At 37.2% G+C, this 21635-nt stretch carries 24 protein-coding genes; all 24 read right to left on the reverse strand.

Going from position 1 to position 21635, the window contains the following annotated elements; genetic code table 11:
• Entirely contained in the window at positions 1-510 is a 510-nt protein-coding gene (locus tag BLR86_RS08050; RefSeq protein ID WP_090760103.1) for a QcrA and Rieske domain-containing protein, read from the reverse strand.
• A 140-nt stretch (positions 511-650) separates the two neighbouring features.
• Positions 651-1115: a YpiF family protein gene (locus BLR86_RS08055; RefSeq protein ID WP_090760104.1), complete on the reverse strand. Its 465-nt coding sequence runs from the start codon at positions 1113-1115 to the stop codon at positions 651-653.
• A 93-nt stretch (positions 1116-1208) separates the two neighbouring features.
• Positions 1209-1775 carry a ReoY family proteolytic degradation factor gene (locus tag BLR86_RS08060; protein WP_090760106.1) on the reverse strand — a complete coding sequence of 189 codons (567 nt, stop codon included), beginning with the start codon at positions 1773-1775 and terminating at the stop codon, positions 1209-1211.
• A 36-nt stretch (positions 1776-1811) separates the two neighbouring features.
• Positions 1812-3077, reverse strand: a complete 1266-nt coding sequence (locus BLR86_RS08065; RefSeq protein WP_090760108.1) for a tetratricopeptide repeat protein — start codon at positions 3075-3077, stop codon at positions 1812-1814.
• 30 nt (positions 3078-3107) lie between these two features.
• A complete protein-coding gene (locus tag BLR86_RS08070) occupies positions 3108-4007 on the reverse strand; it encodes a hypothetical protein (RefSeq protein WP_090760110.1) in 900 nt (299 codons plus the stop codon).
• A gap of 106 nt (positions 4008-4113) precedes the next feature.
• Positions 4114-5403, reverse strand: coding sequence for a 3-phosphoshikimate 1-carboxyvinyltransferase (gene aroA, locus BLR86_RS08075; protein WP_090760112.1), 1290 nt, complete (start codon positions 5401-5403; stop codon positions 4114-4116).
• A 24-nt stretch (positions 5404-5427) separates the two neighbouring features.
• Positions 5428-6537, reverse strand: a complete 1110-nt coding sequence (locus BLR86_RS08080) for a prephenate dehydrogenase (RefSeq protein ID WP_090760114.1) — start codon at positions 6535-6537, stop codon at positions 5428-5430.
• An 11-nt stretch (positions 6538-6548) separates the two neighbouring features.
• The gene (gene hisC, locus BLR86_RS08085; RefSeq protein ID WP_090760116.1) at positions 6549-7661 is read right to left on the reverse strand and encodes a histidinol-phosphate transaminase; all 1113 of its coding nucleotides are present in this window, start codon (positions 7659-7661) and stop codon (positions 6549-6551) included.
• Between the two features lie 37 nt (positions 7662-7698).
• Positions 7699-8073, reverse strand: coding sequence for a chorismate mutase (gene aroH / locus BLR86_RS08090; RefSeq protein ID WP_090760118.1), 375 nt, complete (start codon positions 8071-8073; stop codon positions 7699-7701).
• Between the two features lie 16 nt (positions 8074-8089).
• Positions 8090-9163, reverse strand: a complete 1074-nt coding sequence (gene aroB / locus BLR86_RS08095) for a 3-dehydroquinate synthase (protein WP_090760120.1) — start codon at positions 9161-9163, stop codon at positions 8090-8092.
• Complete coding sequence (aroC, locus tag BLR86_RS08100) at positions 9163-10335, reverse strand: chorismate synthase (protein WP_090760370.1); 1173 nt, start codon at positions 10333-10335, stop codon at positions 9163-9165. Before aroC ends, aroB begins: the two co-directional genes overlap by 1 nt.
• 242 nt (positions 10336-10577) lie before the next feature.
• On the reverse strand, positions 10578-11024 hold the full coding sequence (gene ndk / locus BLR86_RS08105; RefSeq protein WP_090760122.1) for a nucleoside-diphosphate kinase: 447 nt from the start codon (positions 11022-11024) through the stop codon (positions 10578-10580).
• 152 nt (positions 11025-11176) lie between these two features.
• Positions 11177-12139, reverse strand: a complete 963-nt coding sequence (hepT, locus tag BLR86_RS08110) for a heptaprenyl diphosphate synthase component II (RefSeq protein WP_090760124.1) — start codon at positions 12137-12139, stop codon at positions 11177-11179.
• A gap of 42 nt (positions 12140-12181) precedes the next feature.
• On the reverse strand, positions 12182-12886 hold the full coding sequence (locus BLR86_RS08115; protein ID WP_090760126.1) for a demethylmenaquinone methyltransferase: 705 nt from the start codon (positions 12884-12886) through the stop codon (positions 12182-12184).
• A 4-nt stretch (positions 12887-12890) separates the two neighbouring features.
• The gene (locus BLR86_RS08120) at positions 12891-13712 is read right to left on the reverse strand and encodes a heptaprenyl diphosphate synthase component 1 (protein WP_254782266.1); all 822 of its coding nucleotides are present in this window, start codon (positions 13710-13712) and stop codon (positions 12891-12893) included.
• Between the two features lie 164 nt (positions 13713-13876).
• On the reverse strand, positions 13877-14113 hold the full coding sequence (mtrB, locus tag BLR86_RS08125; protein WP_090760130.1) for a trp RNA-binding attenuation protein MtrB: 237 nt from the start codon (positions 14111-14113) through the stop codon (positions 13877-13879).
• 12 nt (positions 14114-14125) lie between these two features.
• The gene (gene folE / locus BLR86_RS08130) at positions 14126-14692 is read right to left on the reverse strand and encodes a GTP cyclohydrolase I FolE (RefSeq protein ID WP_090760132.1); all 567 of its coding nucleotides are present in this window, start codon (positions 14690-14692) and stop codon (positions 14126-14128) included.
• Between the two features lie 147 nt (positions 14693-14839).
• Positions 14840-15112, reverse strand: a complete 273-nt coding sequence (locus BLR86_RS08135; protein ID WP_175492822.1) for an HU family DNA-binding protein — start codon at positions 15110-15112, stop codon at positions 14840-14842.
• A 362-nt stretch (positions 15113-15474) separates the two neighbouring features.
• Positions 15475-16953 carry a stage IV sporulation protein A gene (gene spoIVA / locus BLR86_RS08140; RefSeq protein ID WP_090760136.1) on the reverse strand — a complete coding sequence of 493 codons (1479 nt, stop codon included), beginning with the start codon at positions 16951-16953 and terminating at the stop codon, positions 15475-15477.
• A 280-nt stretch (positions 16954-17233) separates the two neighbouring features.
• Entirely contained in the window at positions 17234-17944 is a 711-nt protein-coding gene (locus tag BLR86_RS08145) for a hypothetical protein (protein WP_254782267.1), read from the reverse strand.
• Positions 17945-17966: 22 nt separating this feature from the next.
• Positions 17967-18152, reverse strand: a complete 186-nt coding sequence (locus tag BLR86_RS08150; RefSeq protein ID WP_090760138.1) for a DUF2768 domain-containing protein — start codon at positions 18150-18152, stop codon at positions 17967-17969.
• A 237-nt stretch (positions 18153-18389) separates the two neighbouring features.
• Positions 18390-19445 carry an NAD(P)H-dependent glycerol-3-phosphate dehydrogenase gene (locus BLR86_RS08155; RefSeq protein WP_090760374.1) on the reverse strand — a complete coding sequence of 352 codons (1056 nt, stop codon included), beginning with the start codon at positions 19443-19445 and terminating at the stop codon, positions 18390-18392.
• A gap of 22 nt (positions 19446-19467) precedes the next feature.
• Positions 19468-20778, reverse strand: a complete 1311-nt coding sequence (gene der / locus BLR86_RS08160) for a ribosome biogenesis GTPase Der (protein ID WP_090760140.1) — start codon at positions 20776-20778, stop codon at positions 19468-19470.
• A gap of 165 nt (positions 20779-20943) precedes the next feature.
• Positions 20944-21552, reverse strand: coding sequence for a YphA family membrane protein (locus tag BLR86_RS08165; protein WP_090760142.1), 609 nt, complete (start codon positions 21550-21552; stop codon positions 20944-20946).
• Between the last annotated feature and the right edge of the window lie 83 nt (positions 21553-21635).

Raw genomic sequence — 21635 nt, forward strand, 5'->3', positions numbered from 1 at the left:
TTACGCCTCCTTTGTCCGCGGTTCAGCTTTTCCTAAATAAAGTAAACCGTCTTTTTCTTGTAATGGATATACATCTAGCGGTGCGATTGGTGGAGTACCCTTAACGTTCGTTCCATCCTTTGTATATCGCCCAAAATGACATGGACAGAAAAATTCCTCTGGATGTTCCTTATCCGTTCCCCAAGCAACCGTACAACCTAAGTGTTTACATACAGGTGATAAGGCAACAATATTATCTTGTTCATCCTTATAAACCCAGGCAGTATTGGTAACGTCTGCAGTATGCCATGCATCCTTTTGTTTAAACGTGAAATCAACCCGTTGTGGCTCAGCGGTAATGTCAGATATTTTCAATGGAGTTGCAATAAAATCGCCACCTGCTTCCGCGGTTAAAACTGGATCAATTGCAAAACGAACCATTGGCATTAACATTCCTGCTGCCATAAACCCCCCTACACCTGTTAAAGTGTAGCTTAAAAATTGTCTTCTTGATACGCGATGCTTACTCATGCTTATCCCCCCTCTATTCACAAGTTAAGTCCATCGGACATAAATTAAACACATATAAAACTAGGACATAACCATGATATATCAATCTTTATCCTAGGTCAATATCATACTATTTTAAAAACATGTTAAAGCCAAAAGATTTACAAATTTTCTTGCCATTTTTGAGTAAACAGATTTAATAGTTGTTTTACCTGACTTTCAATCATTGAAATTTTTTGAGAATCATTCAAATGTGCGAGTGGCAGAGCCGGAAGCCAGATTAATGAACCTGCAAGCTGATTTTCAACCATTTTCCAATCACTCTCCGAGGTTATGTAGAAAATATGTTTAAATTCATTTCCTTCAATGTTCTCTTCCCAGTTCTTAAGCTCACTAAGAACCTCCACAGGGTCATTATTCTTTATATATGTAAATGGCGGCAACAACAATAATCTACCTGTAAATTGCCGTTCTAAATAATTCGTTATCAAGGTAATAAACTCTGCATTAGAGGCAGACTGCTTCATTTCATTTCCAAATGAAAGTGAAAACATGGGAATAACTGCTGTATCTACGTATTCTTTTGCAGAAAAATATGTTTCTATATCTTTTGAAACCCACTTCATTTTTGACACCAGCCCTCTTTATTCGATACCACTATCATATCATTTACTATTGAAAAATTAAAAGCATTGGATAACATAAAAATAGAAGCATGCTTAGCGCAAGCTTCCATTTTTCTCTACTTCTTTTAGTTGGTTTAATTTTTCTGTTAATGATCGAAAGGCTGTTTTATCCTGCTTATCTAGTGCTTCATCAATTAATTGAAGCAATTTCTCTCGTTGAAACCTTTCAATACTATTTTGTAAAAATTGTTCTGCTACAACTCCGTCTTTTTCATTTACTTGAAGGTGTTTAGGGACAAATGGATTTTCCTCTAGTACTGCTGCATATTGGTGCGCTTGATTGGAAGCATGAAAGTTTAATTGAATAAAAATTTCTTCGTCACGATTTAACCGAATATCATGAAAGGATTTTTCAGCATCAGTAGTCATTACATTTTCTTTATAAAAACGAAATGGTACTTTATCTACGCAATGGGTTGACATGATCAACCCACGCGGACAATACTGAGCTTGCTCTACAAAATGAACCTTCTCCATTAATTGGTCGTGACTCATTAAATAATTAAGAATCCATACACACTCTCGACGTTTTAATTGATAATGATTTAAAAACCAGCGAATAAAGTCCTTTTTCTCGTTGACAGAAACAGGGGTTGCCATCTGATAGTTTCCCTCCTCTGTATATTCAGCTTTTTATTAATTCTCTCTACTAATTAGACGGTCAAGCAAATCAGCATACTCTCCATTTGTTGGATCACCTTTTTGTAACTGTTTAAAAATTTCGGCAGCAAGGTCGGTTTTTCCTTCCTCAATTAAAAAATATCCATAATCATTCAAAAATGCTTCATTATTCTTAAAAAAAGTATATGCATTTTCATATTTGTCTAATGCATAGGAATAATCCTCTAACTTTTCATAAGCAAGGGCAGAGTCCCATAGGAGTTGTGGCTCCTCATCTTCTACATAGTCTAACTGTGAAATCAAATCAATAACTGCTTCATACCTCTCTTGTTGAAAAAAGAGTTTATTTATCGTGAGTGCAGCCTCTGTAAAACCTGGATCTAATGCAAGTGCTTCTCGGAAATACTGTTCAGCCAGTTCCGGATTACCGAGCTTAATAGCGATTTTTCCACCATAGAAAAATACGTCCTTATTAAATTCATCTTGCCTAATACCTTCTTGAATTACCTTTAAGCTATTTTCAAGTTCTTCTTCCCGTTCGTATGCCTTTGCAAGATGTAGATAAAGGGAATGGTATTCTGGGTCTAGCTCTTTTAATTCCTCGAACCTCTCGATGGAAGTCCGATTGTATCCTGCTTGTAGTGCTGTAAAGGCATAACCAAATAGTGTATTAATTTCTAATTTATCATCTATTGCTTTGTCATAATAGAATAGTGCTTCTTCAAATTCTCCAGAGGCACTTAGAAGCTCGGCCATACGTTGATAAATGCTTACACCAGCAATTTCATGATGCTCCTTCAAGACCACTTCATATGATTTTAATGCCTTTGTAACCTCTCCTTGTTCACTATAGAGTTCACCAAGAGCAAAATCAATAATGACCTCTTCAGGTAATAGATCCTTTGCTTTAAGCAGTTTCCTCTCACAAACCTCATATAATCCTTGAACTTGATACAAGTCTGCTAACAGCAAGAGAGATTGTCCAAAGCTAGGGTCGTTTTTGGAGATCTTTTCTAATACAAGAATTGCTTGTTCCTCATCTCCAGATTCAACCAAAATTTCTCCCAGCAAGACAAGTAACTCGCCTTCTTCTGGATAGATCACTAATAAGTTTTCTACCAGCGCCTTGGCTTCAGCTAAAAATCCATATTGTAACATTTCTTCTGCAAGCAGGAATTTTTCATCGGGTTTACCTTTGGTTAATACAACATTATATTCATTTATAGCTTCATTATGTTGGCCATTTTCCAACATGGTAATAATTTTATTCACTCTATCCATTATCTCTATCCTCTCGGTCCCCTTGATTGACTATAATGCGAAATAAGATGGGGTTCGTACCCTAACATATTCTCCAAATCCTGGTTTAAATAAAACTTCTTCCCCTGCTCGGACTACTTTTCCCTTGTTTACGGTTACTACAAGTCTATCACTATGATAATGAAATAATCCAACTTCATCAACGTTCAAGATTTCTCTTGCTTTAAGAAATAAATTATAACTTACTTCCGAACCATGTAGTAGACTAGCTTTTTGTGGATATAACCCTAGTTTGTTTAACACTTTTATTGATATTGGCTGATTTTCTGTCAATTCCTCAAGAATTGAAGGGATTTTCCCATTTTCCATTATTACTTTCCATTTCGACATAGCCCTCCTTGCTTCCTTCTTTAATTCGTTAGAAATTATCGGAACAAGGGGACAATTATATGGGAAGAGTGCCTCTCTAATCCACCCCCAGGGAATTTTACTTAATTCATCTAGATCGACAATCTCAATAAAAATTGCCGGAACTCTTACTTTCTTGCATTTCCTAATAAATGAGGGAGTTAACATCCTAAGTGGAATCGTTACACAAATAAGAAAATCAATTGAACTGTTAATAAGCCGGGTTTTTGTTTCTTTAATTTTATCTTCTAATTCACTTTCGTATGAAATCGAAATTGAAGTAATGAATGTGGTACAACCTTTCAAAAGGAAATTCTCAATCATGTATTTCCGAAATTCTTGAAATGAGGTATTAAGAGGTATCTTAGTATCTAACAGAACATAAGAAGGGGTCATAATAAAAGAATCTGCATTCATTTTCATAAATTTATTATGACGAATGTGATTTTGCTTTGCAACAATCTGGTTTCCCTTGATCAGCAGCGATGATTTTGTAAGTTTCGTCTCCTTTAGTATATTGGCATTTTCAATAATATATCCCATCCTACCACCCTTTTCGCAAGCAATCCTCTTTAAGACAAGCTATGTGCAAGACTTAAAAACTATGACAGGAAAAAATAACCAAAACAAAAGCCACCTGATGGCAGCTTTAGTTTTTTAAACTATTCAAATGACTAAAGAAATTTGGATATGAAACTGAGATAGCTTCTGGATTTTCTAGGTTGACCTGATCCTTACAAAGCAGAGATGCGATTGCAAGCATCATCCCAATCCTGTGATCACCATGACTGGATACCGTTCCACCACTTAGAGTTGATCCGCCATGAATAACCATTCCATCTTCTGTAGCTTCTATAGAGGCACCAAGTTTTTTTAATTCATTAACAACGGTATCAATTCGATTGGTTTCTTTGACCTTAAGTTCTGCTGCATCCTTAATAATCGTTTTCCCTTCCGCTTGTGTCGCTAATAATGCAATAATCGGGATTTCGTCAATTAATCTTGGAATTACATCACCTTCAATGACGGTACCTCGCAGATTAGAGGTTTTAATTGTAATATCCCCTGCTGGTTCAAAGGAATCGGCGTCATTTTGATGAATCTCCAAATTAGCTCCCATTTTATTCATAATTTCAATAATACCCGTTCTGGTTGGGTTTAGACCAACATTCTTAAGGACGATTTCACTATCAGGAACAATCGCACCAGCAACTAAGAAAAACGCAGCTGAAGAAATATCGCCTGGGACAAGAATATCAGAAGCTATAAGCTTTTGACCGCCCTTTACCTTGATCATACGATTATCCGTTTGAACTTGACCGCCAAATTTTCGGATCATCCTTTCCGTATGATCGCGTGACTCAGCTTTTTCGATAATAATTGATTCTCCATCGGCTTGCAGGCCGGCAAGAATAAGCGCTGATTTTACCTGCGCACTTGCCACAGGCATTTTATACTGTATCGGTTGTAAGCTGCCACCGCGCATACTAAGTGGAGTGAATTCTCCATTCTTGCGGCCGTCTATTTGTGCCCCCATCGTTTTTAGCGGCTCTGTTACCCTAGTCATTGGTCTTTTACCAATTGAATCGTCACCTATAAGTGAAGAGTGGAATGGTCTCCCCGCTAAAATACCTAATAATAGTCGAATAGTCGTCCCGGAATTACCTACATCCAAAAGCTCATTAGGTTCCTTCAAACCTTCAAAGCCATTTCCATAAATGATTAATTCCTTTTCATTTTCTTCAATAACGACCCCTAACTTGCGGAAACAGGAAATCGTACTTAAACAATCATCACCAGGCAGAAAATTCTTCACCTTCGTTACACCTTGGGCAATGGAGCCAAACATAACGGATCGATGTGAAATTGATTTATCCCCAGGTATTACGATAACACCCTTCAAACCATTCATTGTTGGCAGTAATTCTATTAATTCCATTTCATCACCTATATTCAAATCAATTTATGTTCCCATTGAGGTAGCATAGCTTGAGCGGTTATGAATACACTTTTCTGCCCGCTCGCGATCCTCTTCAGTTTGAAAACTAATAACTAGAACTCCGTATATCTCGTCTTCACGCGTTTCTAATATACGAATATTTGTAATACTAATATTTTCTTTTGCTAAGTATCCTGTAACCTCAGAAACACTACCAGGATAATCCGGAACATCAACAAATAAATCGTAAAATGAAGGAATTGCTCCCTTTTCTCTAACCGGCAGGCCATCACGGTATTGCTTTGCCTGCTGAAAATAGTGGAAAATTTCATCACTATTTTCTTGTTCGAGTAACTCCTTCACCTCATCCATTTCTTCCTTCCATTTATCGATTAACTCTATTAAAACCTCGCGATTATGAAGTAATATATCCTTCCACATTGCAGGACTGCTAGAAGCAATCCTTGTAATATCTCTAAACCCACCTGCTGCTAGTCGTGGAATAAGACTCTCTTCATCTGCTAACCTTTCCGTTTGACGGACAATCGATGCAGCAACGATATGGGGGAAATGACTAACAATTCCAGTTAAATAATCATGGGTATTAGGTGTAACACTTAAGAATTTTGCATTTGTCCCTTTGAGCCAAGCCATTAATTTTTCTACTTTTGAATTATCAATATGTTCCTCTGGTGTTAAGAGATAAAAAGCATTCTCAAATAGAATTTCTTTTGCAGCCGAAACACCGCTTTTATGGGAGCCAGCCATTGGATGACCCCCAATAAAGGTATATCCTTCTTTCTTTAAGGTTGCAGCTTTTGCAACAATTTTACCTTTTGTACTTCCTGTGTCAGTAATGATTACATCGGATTTTAACGATTGCTCCGACAATAAGTGAATAATCGCTTCCGTTTCCATTACTGGTGCGGAGATGATAATTAAATCTGCGGTTTTAGCACCTTCAGCTATATCATCAGCCACTTCATCAATAACACCTAGCATTTTAGCTAGCCTAGCTTGTTCTTGATTAATATCATAGCCCATTATGATAGCAGCTTTATGTTCTTTTTTAATACATAAAGCTAAAGAACCGCCAATTAACCCAAGTCCAATTACAAACACTCGGCCTTTCATTGGTAGTCCCCCTAGTTTTCAAAGTGCTGTACGGAATGTTGTTCAGCTAGAAATTCACCTAATGCTTTAAGTACACCATAATTTTGCTCTACAGTGCCAACGGTAATTCTTAATGATGTAGGGAATCCTAAAGCTTTTCCTGATCGTACGATATAGCCTTTTTCTAAAAGAAATTGAAACCCTTGATCTGCGTCAGCATTTATGTCAATTAAAATAAAATTAGTTTGAGAAGGATAATAGCTTAGTTTGTACTGCTCACAAAAGTTATAAAATTGAGTTAAACCTTGTCGGTTCTTCTCTTTACAATCTTGAACAAACTCCTGGTCAAGAATGGCAGCTTGTGCTGCAACTTGTCCAAATGAATTAACATTGAACGGTTCTCTTGCAGGTTCCAGTGCTTGAATAATCTCTTTATTGGCAACACCATAGCCTACCCTTAGTGAAGCAAGCCCATATATTTTCGAGAAGGTCCGTAAAACGATTAAATTGGGATACGTCCGTGTTAATTCAATTGAATCATAGTAATCATCGGCAACTACATATTCATAATACGCCTCATCCAGTACAACCAAAACATGGGAAGGAACCCTATTTAAGAAAGAAATTAAATTACTATCTGATACATATGTACCGGTTGGATTATTAGGACTGCATACCCAGACAACATTGGTTTTGTCATCAATGGAAGCATACATTTTCTCTAAATCATGTTGACCATCAAGTAAAGGTATTTCCCTTATCTCTGCGCCTTCAAGCACAGCATTATGTTTGTATTGTGAAAAAGATGGTGTCGCCATTACAGTATTTGCACCCGGATGTAGTAATGACCTTGAAATGATTTGGATAAGATTATCTGATCCATTCCCAAAAATAAGTTCATCTTGGCTCACCTTTAAAAAAGATGCAACTGTTTCCCTTAAGCTGGTCATATAGCCATCTGGGTATATAGCAAAGCCGGGTTGATTATGTTGTAGTGCAGAATGCACTTTATTAGAACATCCTAAGGGATTTTCATTTGAGGCTAGCTTAACGATCTTGTCTAAATTATATTGTTTTTTCACAGATTCTATTGATTTTCCTGGCTGATACGGAGTCAGGGTTAATAACTGCTTTTTCCATCTCAATTTCTCTTCACTCCATCCGTAAGATAATAATATAAACCTATTGAGCTAAAGTATTGCCTAAATCAGGTCGCAAAACCGTTGCCCCGCCTAAATAAACATGAACGACTTCTTCCTGTGTAACAGCTGTATTCACATGCAACATGACTCTTACGCACATTGGTAAAGCACTCGGCACAGGCAATTCTCTCATACACATAACAGGAACATAGGTCCAACCAGCAAATTTACGTAATGCTCTTGCGGGGAAGGCTGCGTTTAGCTCCTCAGTTGTTGAAATAAAAACAGAAGCAACCTGTTCTGGAAGGATATTGTTTCCCTCGATTAGTTGTTTTAAAAGTTCTTCTGTTGCGGATATGATTGCATCTTCTGAATTGCTATCTACAGTGATTGCTCCCCTCATCCCTCTAATCATGACAAGTCCCTCCTTATTATAAAAAATTTTTGATTTGATTTAGTAAAAAGTCATCTGAAAGCTCCTGAAGCTTTGATTTCCCTACCTGTTCTAATAGTACAAATTTAACCGAACCACCTGCTGATTTTTTATCTTGCTTCATTTTTGCCAGCAAACGCTCAGCCGATAAATGGGCTGGAATCTCTGTTTGATACCCAAGTTCTTGAACCCATTTAACAAATTCTTCTGTTTCAAAGGATAACCCTAATACCTCTTTGCTTAGCTTTAAGGCAAAAATCATCCCAATCATGACTGCTTCACCATGTGTGAAATTACCATAGCCCATTTCTGATTCAATTGCATGTCCTAGTGTATGACCAAAATTTAAGTAGGCGCGAATTCCAGTCTCTTTTTCGTCTTTCGAAACAAATTCATTCTTGATTTTAATTCCTTTTAATAGTGATTCAAATAATTGGTCGGATGTTAAAGAGTCAAGATGGTGAATATCGGTTTTTAGCCATTCATAAAAGTTAACATCATAAATAAGAGCATGTTTAATAACCTCCGCAAAACCAGATCGGATTTCTTGCTCCGGTAATGTGTTGAGGAGTTCAAGATCATAGAAAACAGCCTCTGGTTGATGGAAAGCTCCAATCATATTTTTACCTAAAGGATGATTAATCGCCACTTTCCCACCAACAGCACTATCATGAGCAAGGATGGTGGTTGGTATTTGGATAAACGGTATTCCCCTCATAAAGGACGCCGCAACAAAACCTGTTAAGTCACCCACTGCCCCACCGCCAAATGCAAGAATAACGGATTTTCGATCTAAACGGCTTTCTAATGCGATTGATAAGGCGTCATAGAATACTTCGAACGTTTTTGCTTTTTCACCACTAGGAGCAGTAAAAATAACGGGGTCCCATTTAGATACAAGTGGTACTAATTTATCCAAATGTATTTTACCAACTGTTTCATCTGTAATAATTAATATTCGAGTCAGGTTTGTAAAATGATTGCTTAAAAAAGTGCTGATTTCATTTCGTACACCTTCGCCAATAAACACCTCATAGTTTTTGGAGGTCGTTTGAATTTTGATAGCTTCCATTAAAATTCCCTCGCGTAATCACGCTGACGCTTAATTTCAGCAGCGAATGTATCGAAACGGTCACTATAAAATTGATCAATAAGAGAATTAGCTAATTCCCATGCGACAACATTTTCAGCTACAACAGCGGCAGCAGGAACTGCACAGCTGTCAGATCGCTCAACACTTGCGGAAAATGGCTCCTTCGTATCAATATCAACACTCATTAATGGCTTATAAAGTGTTGGAATTGGCTTCATTACTCCGCGAACAACAATAGGCATCCCATTGGTCATTCCGCCTTCAAGACCGCCTAGACGATTAGTCTTCCGTGTATACCCATGTTCTTGATCCCAAAGAATCTCATCATGTACTTCACTGCCAGGCTTTCTTGCTGCTTCAAAGCCAATCCCAAACTCTACTCCTTTAAATGCATTAATACTAATAATTGCTGCTGCAAGTTTAGCATCTATTTTCCTATCATATTGAACATAGCTGCCTACCCCAGCTGGCATTCCAGAAGCTATTACTTCAACAACTCCGCCAATTGAATCTCCATTTTTCTTAGCATTGTCAATCGCATCCATCATATCCTGTTCTACTTCTGGATCTGCACATCGTACAGGTGATAGCTCTGTTCTTTCTTTTAACTCATCAATGGTTAAATTGGCATTGGTGTTCGCTTTAATACCACCAATTTCAACGACATGTGAAACGAGTTTAACCCCAACTAAAGATAAAAGTTTCTTAGCAACAGCACCAGCAGCTACTCGTACAGTTGTTTCTCGAGCGGATGAACGCTCAAGAACATTTCTCATATCGCGATGACCGTATTTTATTGCACCATTTAGATCTGCATGACCAGGTCTTGGACGCGTAATTTTCCGTTTAACTTCATCCTCTTGTCCTTCGATTAATGGATCTGCACCCATAATTTTGGTCCAATGCTTCCAGTCATTGTTCTCCACAACTAAGGCAATTGGTGATCCTAGTGTTTGACCGTGTCGAACTCCAGAAGTGATTTGAACGGTATCTTTTTCTATTTGCATTCTTCTTCCCCGGCCATATCCTTGCTGCCGTCTTGCCAGTTCAGTATTTATATCTTCTGCTAATAAAGGCATACCTGCCGGCAGTCCTTCAAGAATGGTCGTTAATTGTGGACCATGTGATTCCCCTGCTGTTAAATATCTCATTCCCATTTCTCTTTCCCCCTTCAACTCATTAAAGGATTTTTATCAATATACCATATTAACACCAATAAACCTAGTTTAATTATCTGAAAATAGCATAAATTGATAGATGATTATTTAATTAATGATAAACACGTTTCCCTCTTTTGTACACTATTGTTGCTGAAATATTTTTTCAATTCTGGTGAATGCGCATACAAAAAAGGCACCTGTATCTAGGATACAAGTGCCTTTTTATCGTTAAATTAGTAAATCCATTCGTTTATTTGTTTAGAGTATTCTACAACGCCGCCTTCTTTAAAAAACAGGCCAATTTCACGCTCTGCGCTAGTAGGAGAATCTGACCCGTGAATAACATTCTTTCCAACTGTTAAGCCAAAATCTCCACGGATTGTTCCAGGTGCTGCATCCTTAGGATTTGTTGATCCCATCATTTGACGTGCAGTTGCAATAACATTCTCACCTTGCCACACCATAGCAAAAACCGGACCAGATGTGATGAAATCTACTAATTCACCAAAGAATGGACGTTCTTTATGCTCACCATAGTGCTCCTTGGCAAGTTCAGTCGGAATGCTCATTAATTTAGCTCCAACTAATTGGAAGCCTTTTTTTTCAAAACGGGCAACGATTTCCCCGATTAAATTACGTTGAACACCATCAGGCTTCACCATTAAAAATGTTTTTTCCATGAATTCCACTCCTAAAATAGTATGTATAATAATTGTCATAGTGGGACAATCCATGAAAATGTTATCACTTTTTAGAATATTTCGCAAGTAGAAAGCGCGTTCACTATAAATTGCGAACAAAAAAAGAGGAACCATTTGGTTACTCTCTTTCCTTAGTATTTACGCCGTCCAATAAATTTAGCGATATCTCGCAGTGTCTTTTTCGCTTTATTTGCCGGTAGCTCCTCTAATACGGCTAATGCTTTATTTAGGTACATGTCACTTAATGCAATGGACCTTTCAATCGCACCAGACTCTTTAATTAGCTTAATAAGTTCCCCTATAAGTGCAGGCTCCATAGCCACATGAACCTTTTCAATCTTCTCGCGGATCCGATCATTTTCCATTGCATAGAGGGCGGGAGCAGTGATATTCCCTTGGAGAAGGTCACTTCCGGCTGGCTTACCTAGTTCCTCTTCTGTCGACGTAAAATCCAAAATATCATCTGTGATTTGAAATGCCATTCCTACGTAATATCCAAATCGGTATAATTTTTTATGTGTGGACTCTTCAACATCCGCAGTAATTGCACCCAGCTGACAGCTTGCAGAAATTAATAATGCTGTCTTTCTTTTAATTCTCCGCAAATAATCCCTAAGATTTTGATCAAAACGATACTTATCTTTAATTTGTTGAATTTCACCAACAGACACTTCAAGGATTGTATTCGCCAATATTTGATGTGCTAGGGGTTTATTAATTTCACTCATTAATTCTAAAGAAAGTGCGAAGATAAAATCTCCCGTATACATGGCAGTCTTATTGTCCCATTTCGCTTTAACCGTAGGCTGGCCTCGTCGTAAATCTGCATCATCAATCACATCATCATGGACAAGGGAAGCCATATGAATAAGCTCAAGAGCTACTGCTACGTTTTTCATTACGTTAATATCATAACGGCCAAACTTTCCAGCCAATAAAACAAAAACGGGCCGAATTCTTTTACCTCCTGCTTGTAAGGTGTGCAAAGAAGCCCGTTTCAACAAAAGAGAGTCTGCCTGGATGGTCTCTTCTAAATTTTTTTCGATTATATTAATATCTGAATTCAAAAATGAATACATCATCTTTAATTTCATTTGTATTCACCAGCTTTTCATCCTGTTTACATATCAATAGAATTACTTTTTATATCCTATATGAACTGCTGCTGCGCCACCACTATATGGCTTATAATAAACATCTTTAAAGCCTGCAGTCTCAAACATTCGCGCTAATTCTTTCATTCCTGGGAAATTACGCGCAGATTCATGGAGCCAGGAATATTCTTTATAGCTTTTCGCAAATAGCTTGCCAAACAATGGCATGATATAACGAAAATAAAAATAATAAAGCTGTTTATACCCGATTAAGGTTGGTTGAGAGGTTTCAAGGCAGACAGCAATCCCTCCAGGTTTAACCACACGATTCATTTCTTTTAAGACCTGAAGATAATCTGGCACATTCCTTAAACCAAATCCAATTGTTATATAATCGAAGCTATTATCTGGGAAAGGAAGCTCCATGGCATTACCATGGAGTAAGGTAACATGCTTTAAGCCCATGCTCTTTACCTTTTCAACCCCAACATTTAACATATTCTGACTAAAGTCAAGTCCAGTAACCTCACCGGAAGGACCAACGGCCTCTGCTAGTGCAATCGTCCAATCACCAGTTCCGCAACATACATCCAGTGCTTTAGACCCTGGCTTGACATTCATTCTTTTCATCGTATCTTTCCGCCACTTAATGTGCTGCTGAAAACTAATAACCGAGTTCATTTTATCGTAGTTATCAGATATCTTTTCAAATACCTTATGAACTCGTTGTTCCTTAGATTGCTGCATAAGCTTACCCTTCTTCCACTAAAGTTTTCGCAATAGGTTGATGTTCATTAATGATCGAAGTAATTCTAGCTTCAAGCATATCATTTAAATATGGCAGCTGATCTATTCCTTTTAGTAGGAATTGTTTTGACGAATCAAGATAACGATCACAAATCACAAGCAAATCTCTTTGTTGCTTAACTGATAGATTTTTAATTGAAAGATTTTTATTTAGAATTGTCAATTCTTTTATGGATTCGAACAGATGGCTGCTTCCAGCTTCTAGAAAAAGTTTTTTCTCCAAAAGCAAGCGCTTGAAAAAAAATAAATTAGCTATAAACTCATTCCATAAGTCTACTTTAAAACAATTAGAGAATTTCACAAGTAAGGAACTTTCAATTTTCTTTATGCTCTTCATTAAATTTTCAATTCCATCAAGTTCTTTTTGATAAACAAAAACTTTATGTTCATTGATCTCTTTTATTCCTTTGGAGAGTTCCTTGATCATGACAATTTCTTCAGACTCTGCCAACAGTTTATAATATAAGCCGCTATAATAATCTCCAGCAAGGACCGTTAATTGTCTACTTATTTCATCAACAGCTGCATTTGATATATGTTCATGGGTATCAAGAGCAATTTGGATTAGCATCATGGTTGTGGCATAATTCTTCATCTTATTGTCAGACAATTCGAGTCGATCCATAATGGAAACGAGAATAAGCAGCTTATCTTCATCAATTACAGGTGTTTCAATATATTTAAGCAAGTAAGGATGAAAAACAGTTTGCTCAACTTGCTTCTTTATGTCTGTAAACTTTTGTCGAATGTCTGGCAATTTAATCACCCTTGCTTCCCCGAATTAATATATATATTACGATCCTTTTATGTAAACAAGGCAGTGACAATTATATCATAAAAGCTTATGTATGGGCAGAAATTCACAAAATAAATACATTTCCACTGATAAGAAATATGAAAATAATTAGTGCTGCTAAAACAATTTTATCATTATTTTTTTAGTTCGCTTTCAATTTCACCAAATTGGGTCTGTATTTTTGCATTTCCCCTGATTTTAATTGCAGATGTATGTTCTGTAAATTGGGCGATTAATACTTCCCCTTTATCAAGCTTTTCGGAATGATGAAATTTTGTGTCGGTTCCCCTCGTTAATCCAATCACACTAACTCCATCCTCTTTTGCTTTTATTACAACAAAATCACTGTTCTGTGGCTGTCGTTTTTCCATAGTATCACCCCACTAATTCTTAATTAACGATAATATTTCCGAACGAGCAATTGGATCATTTACAAGATTACCCCGAACTGCTGTCGTTACAGTCTTAGACCCTGGTTTTTTTACCCCTCGCATCGTCATACACATGTGCTCTGCATCGACAACAACCATTACACCGAGCGGATCTAGTTTTTCCATCATACTATCAGCAATGGTTGTGGTAATTCTCTCTTGGAGCTGCGGTCTTTTTGCAACGGCTTCCACAGCTCTTGCCAATTTACTTAATCCCGTTACACGACCATTTCTAGGGATATAAGCAATATGAGCTTTACCAAAGAACGGGACAAGATGATGTTCACACATAGAATAGAATGAAATATCCTTCACTAGAACTAGTTCCTCATGGTCTTCACTGAAAATAGTTTCAAAATGTTTTTTAGGATCTTCATTTAGACCGCTAAAAACTTCTTCGTACATTTTAGCTACACGTTTCGGTGTATCAAGCAGACCTTCTCTAGCGGGATCTTCCCCTATCGCAGTTAATATTAAACGTACCGCCTCTTCAATCTGGGTACGATCGACTTTAGACATGAATATTCCCCCTACTATATATCAAACAAGTATATATGACAATTACATATTAGCACAACCACAGTGATGTTCAAAGTTACTAGGGGCATAGAAAAAAGGCCATGGAGGTTACCATGACCTTTTTGCCGAGGCAATAAATTTATGTAATTATTTTACTGCGTCTTTTAATTGTTTACCTGGTTTGAAAGCAGGAACTTTACTTGCACCAATTTCGATTTCCTCACCAGTTTGAGGATTGCGACCTTTACGTGCTGCACGTTCACGTACTTCAAAGTTACCAAAACCGATTAATTGGACTTTATCACCATTTTTTAAAGCTTCTAAAATCGACTCAAAAACAGCATCAACTGCTTTTGTAGCGTCCTTTTTAGAAAGTTCACTAGCTTCTGCAACTGCGTTAATTAGTTCTGTCTTGTTCATGCCATTCACCTCCTCCCAATAATGTAAGTTAAGAACCATAAATAAGAGTACTTATCTACATTTCTAAACAATTTTTCTTATTTCTATACGTCATAGCGCGGTTTTATTGGCAAAGTAATTAAAAGATACTACTTTTGTAATTTTAATCTACTTTATTAATAAAAAACCTTATTATATAAAGGTTTTAAACGCCAAATGTAAGTCTGTTAAAAGATTATCACAATCATTTACGCATATCAAGAATATTTCATGAAATAATGGTAATCTTTTCTTCATTTCTACAAAATTCTACTAAATTCCACAATTTTGGATGTTGTTTTTTGTTAAATATGAAAAAGACTCCAAATAGGAGTCTTCTCTGATTAAAGGATTATTGCAATCAATCCGCCTGATCCCTCGTTAATAATTCGCTCTAATGTTTCTTTTAGTTTATATCTTGCATTCTCTGGCATTAAGGAGAGTTTTGCTTGAATACCCTCCCTAACAATTGAACTTAATGATCGTCCAAAAATATCAGAATTCCAGATCGATAATGGATCATCCTCAAAGTCCTGCATTAAATAGCGGACAAGCTCTTCACTTTGCTTTTCTGTCCCAATAATTGGTGCAAACTCAGATTCAACATCAACCTTGATCATATGAATGGATGGGGCAACTGCTCGCAGCCTTACCCCGAACCTTGCACCCTGACGGATAATTTCCGGTTCTTCAAGACTCATATCTGAAAGTGATGGGGAGGCAATACCGTATCCAGTCTGTTTCACCATTCTTAATGCGTCTGAAATATGATCGTACTCAGCCTTTGCATGGGCAAAATCCTGCATTAGCTCAAGGAGATGATCTTTTCCTCTAATTTCTACGCCAACGATTTCTTTTAGAATATCATCATAAAGTTCATCTGGTGCAAATAAATCAATTTCTGCTACACCTTGACCCATTTCAATACCAGCTAATCCAGCTCGCTCAATATAGTCAAAGTCGCTAAATTGTTGTACAACCCTATCAACATCTCTTAGTCTCTTGATATCTTTAACGGTTTCTTTTACTGCTTCTTGATAGCTTTCACGCAGCCAGTGATTCTCTCTTAACACCATTACCCAGCTAGGGAGATTAACATTAACCTCAAGGACTGGAAATTCGTAAAGAGCCTCTCTAAGGACATTGAGTACATCACTGTCACGCATGCTTTCCACACTCATTGCAAGCACAGGAATGTCATACTTTTCAGCTAGACTAGATCTAAGTGTTTCTGTGCTTGGGTGATATGGCTGGGCGCTATTGACGACAATAATAAATGGTTTGCCAACTTCCTTCAACTCGTTAATGACTCTCTCTTCAGCTTCAATATAATTACTTCTTGGTATTTCACCAATGGTTCCATCAGTAGTAACCACTACTCCAATTGTAGAGTGCTCTTGAATAACCTTCCTAGTCCCAATTTCAGCCGCTTCATGGAATGGAATTGGCTCTTCGTACCAAGGAGTAGTAATCATCCTTGGACCATTTTCATCCTCATATCCTTTAGCACCTGGAACGGTGTAACCGACACAATCCACCAGCCTAATATTTACATTTAGCCCATCGTCAACATGAACGGTAGCTGCTTGATTTGGAACGAACTTAGGCTCCGTTGTCATGATTGTTTTCCCTGCAGCACTCTGTGGAAGTTCATCCACTGTTCTAGATCTCTCTGCCTCATTGTCTATATTCGGTAAAACCACTAGCTCCATAAATTTTTTAATAAATGTGGATTTTCCTGTTCTTACTGCACCTACTACTCCTAAATAAATATCACCGCCTGTTCTCTCGGCAATATCTTTGAAAATATCAACCTTTTCCAAGTGATCCCCTCCCGATCATAGAGTAAAGTGGGATAATATTATCCATCAAGATATTTTTTGGACAATATATATTTATGACGTTGTCCTATATTGTTATGACACTTTTATTAAATTTTTTTACCCCCTTAATTAATAATCCTTGGATATACTAGTATCTGATGTGTCTGAACAGTTAATCGAATGAGGGTTTCTGGTAAGAACTACGACTACCTTGGTGCAAAAAAAAACCCTACTCCTACAATATATTTCGTAGAAGAAGGGTTATGACTAATTGACATTCTTATTGCATTAAAAAAACTGGTTCTTTGTTCTCTGGGTCAACAGTATATGGCAAAGAATAGGCAGGAACAAACATTGAATCCTCTACAAGAATATAACGGATATCCTCGCCCGATTTTATTTGCTTGTCCGTTTTTTTAAGCTCTTGAAATAAATCTTGGCGATAATCCACATAAACTTCAGCATTTGTTGTAACAACTAACGGGAGATTTTGATTTGAATATGGACTAATAGCGTATGGATCTTGCTTATACCCCAATTTTTTATAATCAATCGTGTAAACATTATCCGCTAGTTTTTCATTATATGGCGGATACCCATTGGATTTAATTCTAATCTGAACATCCCGAATAATATCAGCCATTCTTAAGTCTAAAAGTTTTACAGTCGGATTCGTTTCCACATCCACGAGGACATATTGAAAAATCCCGCCACTTTCAAACGCATTTCCTGGTGGCTCAGCTAGATATTTCGGCGCAATTTTTTTAAATTCAATTGGATATTTTTGATAGATTGGAGTCACCGCGTCTCTTGTTTTTATCGGCAGGATTCCCCCATTGTCCTCCTTAAAAGTATTAACTGCTTGTTGAACTGCTTGTATTTGGTCTAAATAGGGAATTTGATTCTCTGCTAACTTCCCTGATGGATACATACAACCGGTCAAAAACAAAGAAGTTAAAACTAGTAAAGAGCAAATGACTTTCCGATACACTACAATCACCTAATTTTCTTTATTATGTAAATAGGACAATAAACAACGTTATTCCTGAAATAACTAAAAAAATGTAAGCAAGGAACGCAGAAACAAATTTTAGCACACCTTTTAACTTATAACGGCTAAGATATATTGTACTAATAGCAAGGAACATTAGTCCCATCCCTGCAATTGATATCCACATTTTTAACATACCTGGTGACATAAGACACTCCCCCTCATTCCGAAAGCTATTATAACATAAGGTAGATGTTTTCATAAAAAGTTTTGTTTATAAAAAAAAACTGAAGTAAAGGGGGCGAATTCCTTACTTCAGTCTTAGTGACTAATCAACCCATACACACTGGTTCATACTACACGTGTGCTTCGTTTGCATAGTATGCAATCAGGTACAGATGCGCATCGGGAGAATGCCTATTTTCCAATGAAAAATGCACAATTATTAATCTTCGAGGTTTCTTTCTTCAAGAATGTTAACTAAATCTTCCATTTCGTGAGTTTTTCCACGTGCCATTAAAACATCTACTGCATCCTTCGCCATTTTGCCATTAAACAATACATCATAAAGTGCACATGTGATTGGCATGCTGACATTAAATTTCTTAGAAAGCTGATAGGCTGCTTTCGTCGTCCTTACTCCCTCAACAACCATTCCCATGTTTTCAAGAACCTCATCAAGGTTTTTCCCTTTACCAAGCAGATTTCCAGCTCTCCAGTTCCTTGAATGGACGCTCGTACAGGTTACAATTAAGTCACCTATTCCCGCTAATCCAGAAAAGGTTAATGGATTGGCACCCATTTTGGTTCCAAGTCGTGCTATTTCAGCTAATCCTCTTGTCATTAATGCCGCTTTCGCGTTATCACCATACCCCAGCCCGTCCGTTATTCCTGCAGCCAAGGCAATGATATTCTTCAAAGCCCCACCAATTTCGACTCCAATGACATCTGGATTCGTATAGACCCGAAAATTATGATTAATGAACAAATCTTGAATTTCTTCTGCAGCACCCATATCTTCAGATGAAACCGTTACGGTAGTAGGGTGCCTTTTACTAACTTCCTCTGCATGACTTGGCCCTGATAGTACTACAACTGCTTTCAATAGTTCACTTGGCATTTCTTCCTTAATCAATTCAGATATTCTCAAAAGTGAATCTGGCTCAATTCCTTTACTAACATGCGCAATCACCAGAGGTGAATTTTGAACAGTCCTTAGTTTTCCAATTACCTCGCGAATGGCTTTTGTTGGTACGGCTAAAATTATCGTTTTTATACCTGACAAAGCATCACGTAAAGAACCATATCCAATAATCAACTCTGGAAGTGTTATTTCTGGCAAGTATTTTTGATTCGTATGGAATTGATTAATTTCTTGAACTTGGTGTTCATTATGACTCCATAACCTGACTTCATGTCCATTGTCAGCTAGAACCATCGCAAGCGCAGTTCCCCAGCTGCCAGCCCCAACTACTGCAACAGCTTCTTTATTTTCCTGCATCAAGATCACTCCCACCGTAAAATTATTTTCTTTCTCTTGCGTAAATTTTAATTGGGGTTCCCTCAAATCCAAAAGCCTCTCGGATTCGATTTTCTAAGAAGCGTTCATATGAGAAATGCAGTAATTCTGGTTCATTTACAAAAACAACAAAGGTTGGCGGCTTCACAGCTACTTGTGTAGTGTAATAAATCTTTAATCTCCGGCCTTTATCGGTAGGTGTCGGATTCATAGCCACTGCATCCATGATGATATCATTTAAAACGCTCGTTTCGACACGCATTGAATGGTTTTCACTAGCCGTATTAATCATTGGCAAAAGGGTATGAATCCGTTTTTTGGTTTTTGCAGATAAGAAAACAATTGGGGCATAACTTAAGAAAAGAAAATGTTCCCTAATTTTTTGTTCAAGTTCCTTCATCGTTTTTTCATCTTTTTCTACAGCATCCCATTTGTTGACTACAATGACAATCGCCCGGCCAGCTTCATGTGCGTATCCAGCAATTTTCTTATCTTGTTCGATGATTCCTTCTTCTGCATTAATAACAACTAAAACGACATCTGACCGTTCTATTGCCCTTAATGCACGTAGTACACTATATTTCTCTGTACTCTCATAAACTTTACCTTTTTTCCGCATTCCTGCCGTATCGATGATGACATATTTTCCACCATTATACGTATAGGGGGAATCCACTGCATCCCTTGTTGTTCCGGCAATATCACTTACAATAACGCGGTCTTCTCCCAGGATCGCATTGACAAGTGATGATTTTCCAACATTTGGTCGACCTATTAAGGAAAATTTAATCGTATCTTCATCATAATCCTGACCCTTATCCTTTGGAAAATGTTTAGCAGCCTCATCCAACAAGTCTCCCAATCCAAGTCCATGCGAGCCTGAAACTGGAATGGGTTCACCAAATCCTAAAGAATAAAAATCATAAATTTGCTCTCGCATTTCAGGATTATCAATTTTATTAACAGCTAAAACAACAGGCTTTTTAGATTTATATAGGATCTTTGCTACTTCTTCATCAGCAGCCGTTACACCTTCTCTTCCATTTGTTAAAAAGATAATAACATCAGCTTCATCTATTGCCACTTCAGCTTGCTGCCTGATTTGCTCTAGGAATGGTTCATCTCCAATATCAATACCACCCGTATCAATTACATTAAAATCATGTGTTAACCATTCTCCAGAACTATAAATTCGATCCCGTGTTACTCCTGGGATATCCTCAACGATGGAAATTCTTTCTCCTACAATTCTGTTGAAAATGGTCGACTTCCCGACATTTGGCCGTCCTACAATGGCTATAACAGGTTTTACCATTATCATCGCCATCCTTTCTATTCTTATATTTATCAATACTTTGTTATTTTTATCGTTATTGTGTACTAATGATAAAGAAACCCTTCTTTCAAACAGAAGGGTCTAACCATATTATTTTAGCAATGATAATCCAATGTAGCAATCCATAACATGGAAAGAATTATTTTAAGATGATTTTTGCTTACCCTTCTCAAAAAAGTGAAAATGATTCTGAAAGAATGGTCCAGCATTTTCAAGAATACTCCAGCTTACAAGCAACAGAATTGTTAATGCAGAGACATCTAAATAAGCTACCGTCCCTATTGGATAAGAAAGCTCAAATTTACGTAAGTAATAGGCATATAGTATCTCTCCTTGCATGGTACCACTAACAAAGATCAGCATTCTTTCCTTGAGTGACGTTTGCAAAAATATGGCAAGGCAGCTAAAGCAAATTCCCATCATCCATTCCTTTTCAAAAATCACCCAAATGGGATCATAAATGACAAATAAGTTAAATGTGACGTATGAAATGGTTAGAATAAATGAACAAATAAAGGCATAAAGCAAAGATCCCAGCTTTTTCTTACTTAAAATAATATAAGATAATATCAGTAAAAATAGCCCGCCTGCATAATATTCAAAACCCGCAACCATAAAATGTGTATTTGAAAGTATGATCACCACTAAAATACATGCCGCTAATGCAGAACGATGTCGATTTGACTTATCCATAACAAAAGTAATATACACCCAAAATGACCATAAAATCCAATAAAACAATGACCCCTCCATTATTACACACCTCCTACTATTTCCATTATCGGTATACTTTATGTAGTTTCATACTTCCCGAATAATCTTTAGTCAACAAAATC

The organism is Bacillus sp. OK048, assembly GCF_900103525.1.
Classification (GTDB): Bacteria; Bacillota; Bacilli; order Bacillales; family Cytobacillaceae; genus Neobacillus.

Excerpts from the sequence above, each read along its gene's own strand:
- BLR86_RS08050 (WP_090760103.1), bottom strand. The coding sequence starts at position 510 with ATGAGTAAGCATCGCGTATCAAGAAGACAATTTTTAAGCTACACTTTA.
- BLR86_RS08055 (WP_090760104.1), bottom strand. The coding sequence starts at position 1,115 with ATGAAGTGGGTTTCAAAAGATATAGAAACATATTTTTCTGCAAAAGAA.
- BLR86_RS08060 (WP_090760106.1), bottom strand. The coding sequence starts at position 1,775 with ATGGCAACCCCTGTTTCTGTCAACGAGAAAAAGGACTTTATTCGCTGG.
- BLR86_RS08065 (WP_090760108.1), bottom strand. The coding sequence starts at position 3,077 with ATGGATAGAGTGAATAAAATTATTACCATGTTGGAAAATGGCCAACAT.
- BLR86_RS08070 (WP_090760110.1), bottom strand. The coding sequence starts at position 4,007 with ATGGGATATATTATTGAAAATGCCAATATACTAAAGGAGACGAAACTT.
- aroA (WP_090760112.1), bottom strand. The coding sequence starts at position 5,403 with ATGGAATTAATAGAATTACTGCCAACAATGAATGGTTTGAAGGGTGTT.
- BLR86_RS08080 (WP_090760114.1), bottom strand. The coding sequence starts at position 6,537 with ATGAAAGGCCGAGTGTTTGTAATTGGACTTGGGTTAATTGGCGGTTCT.
- aroH (WP_090760118.1), bottom strand. The coding sequence starts at position 8,073 with ATGATTAGAGGGATGAGGGGAGCAATCACTGTAGATAGCAATTCAGAA.
- aroB (WP_090760120.1), bottom strand. The coding sequence starts at position 9,163 with ATGGAAGCTATCAAAATTCAAACGACCTCCAAAAACTATGAGGTGTTT.
- aroC (WP_090760370.1), bottom strand. The coding sequence starts at position 10,335 with ATGAGATATTTAACAGCAGGGGAATCACATGGTCCACAATTAACGACC.
- ndk (WP_090760122.1), bottom strand. The coding sequence starts at position 11,024 with ATGGAAAAAACATTTTTAATGGTGAAGCCTGATGGTGTTCAACGTAAT.
- hepT (WP_090760124.1), bottom strand. The coding sequence starts at position 12,139 with ATGAAATTAAAGATGATGTATTCATTTTTGAATTCAGATATTAATATA.
- BLR86_RS08115 (WP_090760126.1), bottom strand. The coding sequence starts at position 12,886 with ATGCAGCAATCTAAGGAACAACGAGTTCATAAGGTATTTGAAAAGATA.
- mtrB (WP_090760130.1), bottom strand. The coding sequence starts at position 14,113 with ATGGAAAAACGACAGCCACAGAACAGTGATTTTGTTGTAATAAAAGCA.
- folE (WP_090760132.1), bottom strand. The coding sequence starts at position 14,692 with ATGTCTAAAGTCGATCGTACCCAGATTGAAGAGGCGGTACGTTTAATA.
- BLR86_RS08135 (WP_175492822.1), bottom strand. The coding sequence starts at position 15,112 with ATGAACAAGACAGAACTAATTAACGCAGTTGCAGAAGCTAGTGAACTT.
- BLR86_RS08150 (WP_090760138.1), bottom strand. The coding sequence starts at position 18,152 with ATGTCACCAGGTATGTTAAAAATGTGGATATCAATTGCAGGGATGGGA.
- BLR86_RS08155 (WP_090760374.1), bottom strand. The coding sequence starts at position 19,445 with ATGCAGGAAAATAAAGAAGCTGTTGCAGTAGTTGGGGCTGGCAGCTGG.
- der (WP_090760140.1), bottom strand. The coding sequence starts at position 20,778 with ATGGTAAAACCTGTTATAGCCATTGTAGGACGGCCAAATGTCGGGAAG.
- BLR86_RS08165 (WP_090760142.1), bottom strand. The coding sequence starts at position 21,552 with ATGGAGGGGTCATTGTTTTATTGGATTTTATGGTCATTTTGGGTGTAT.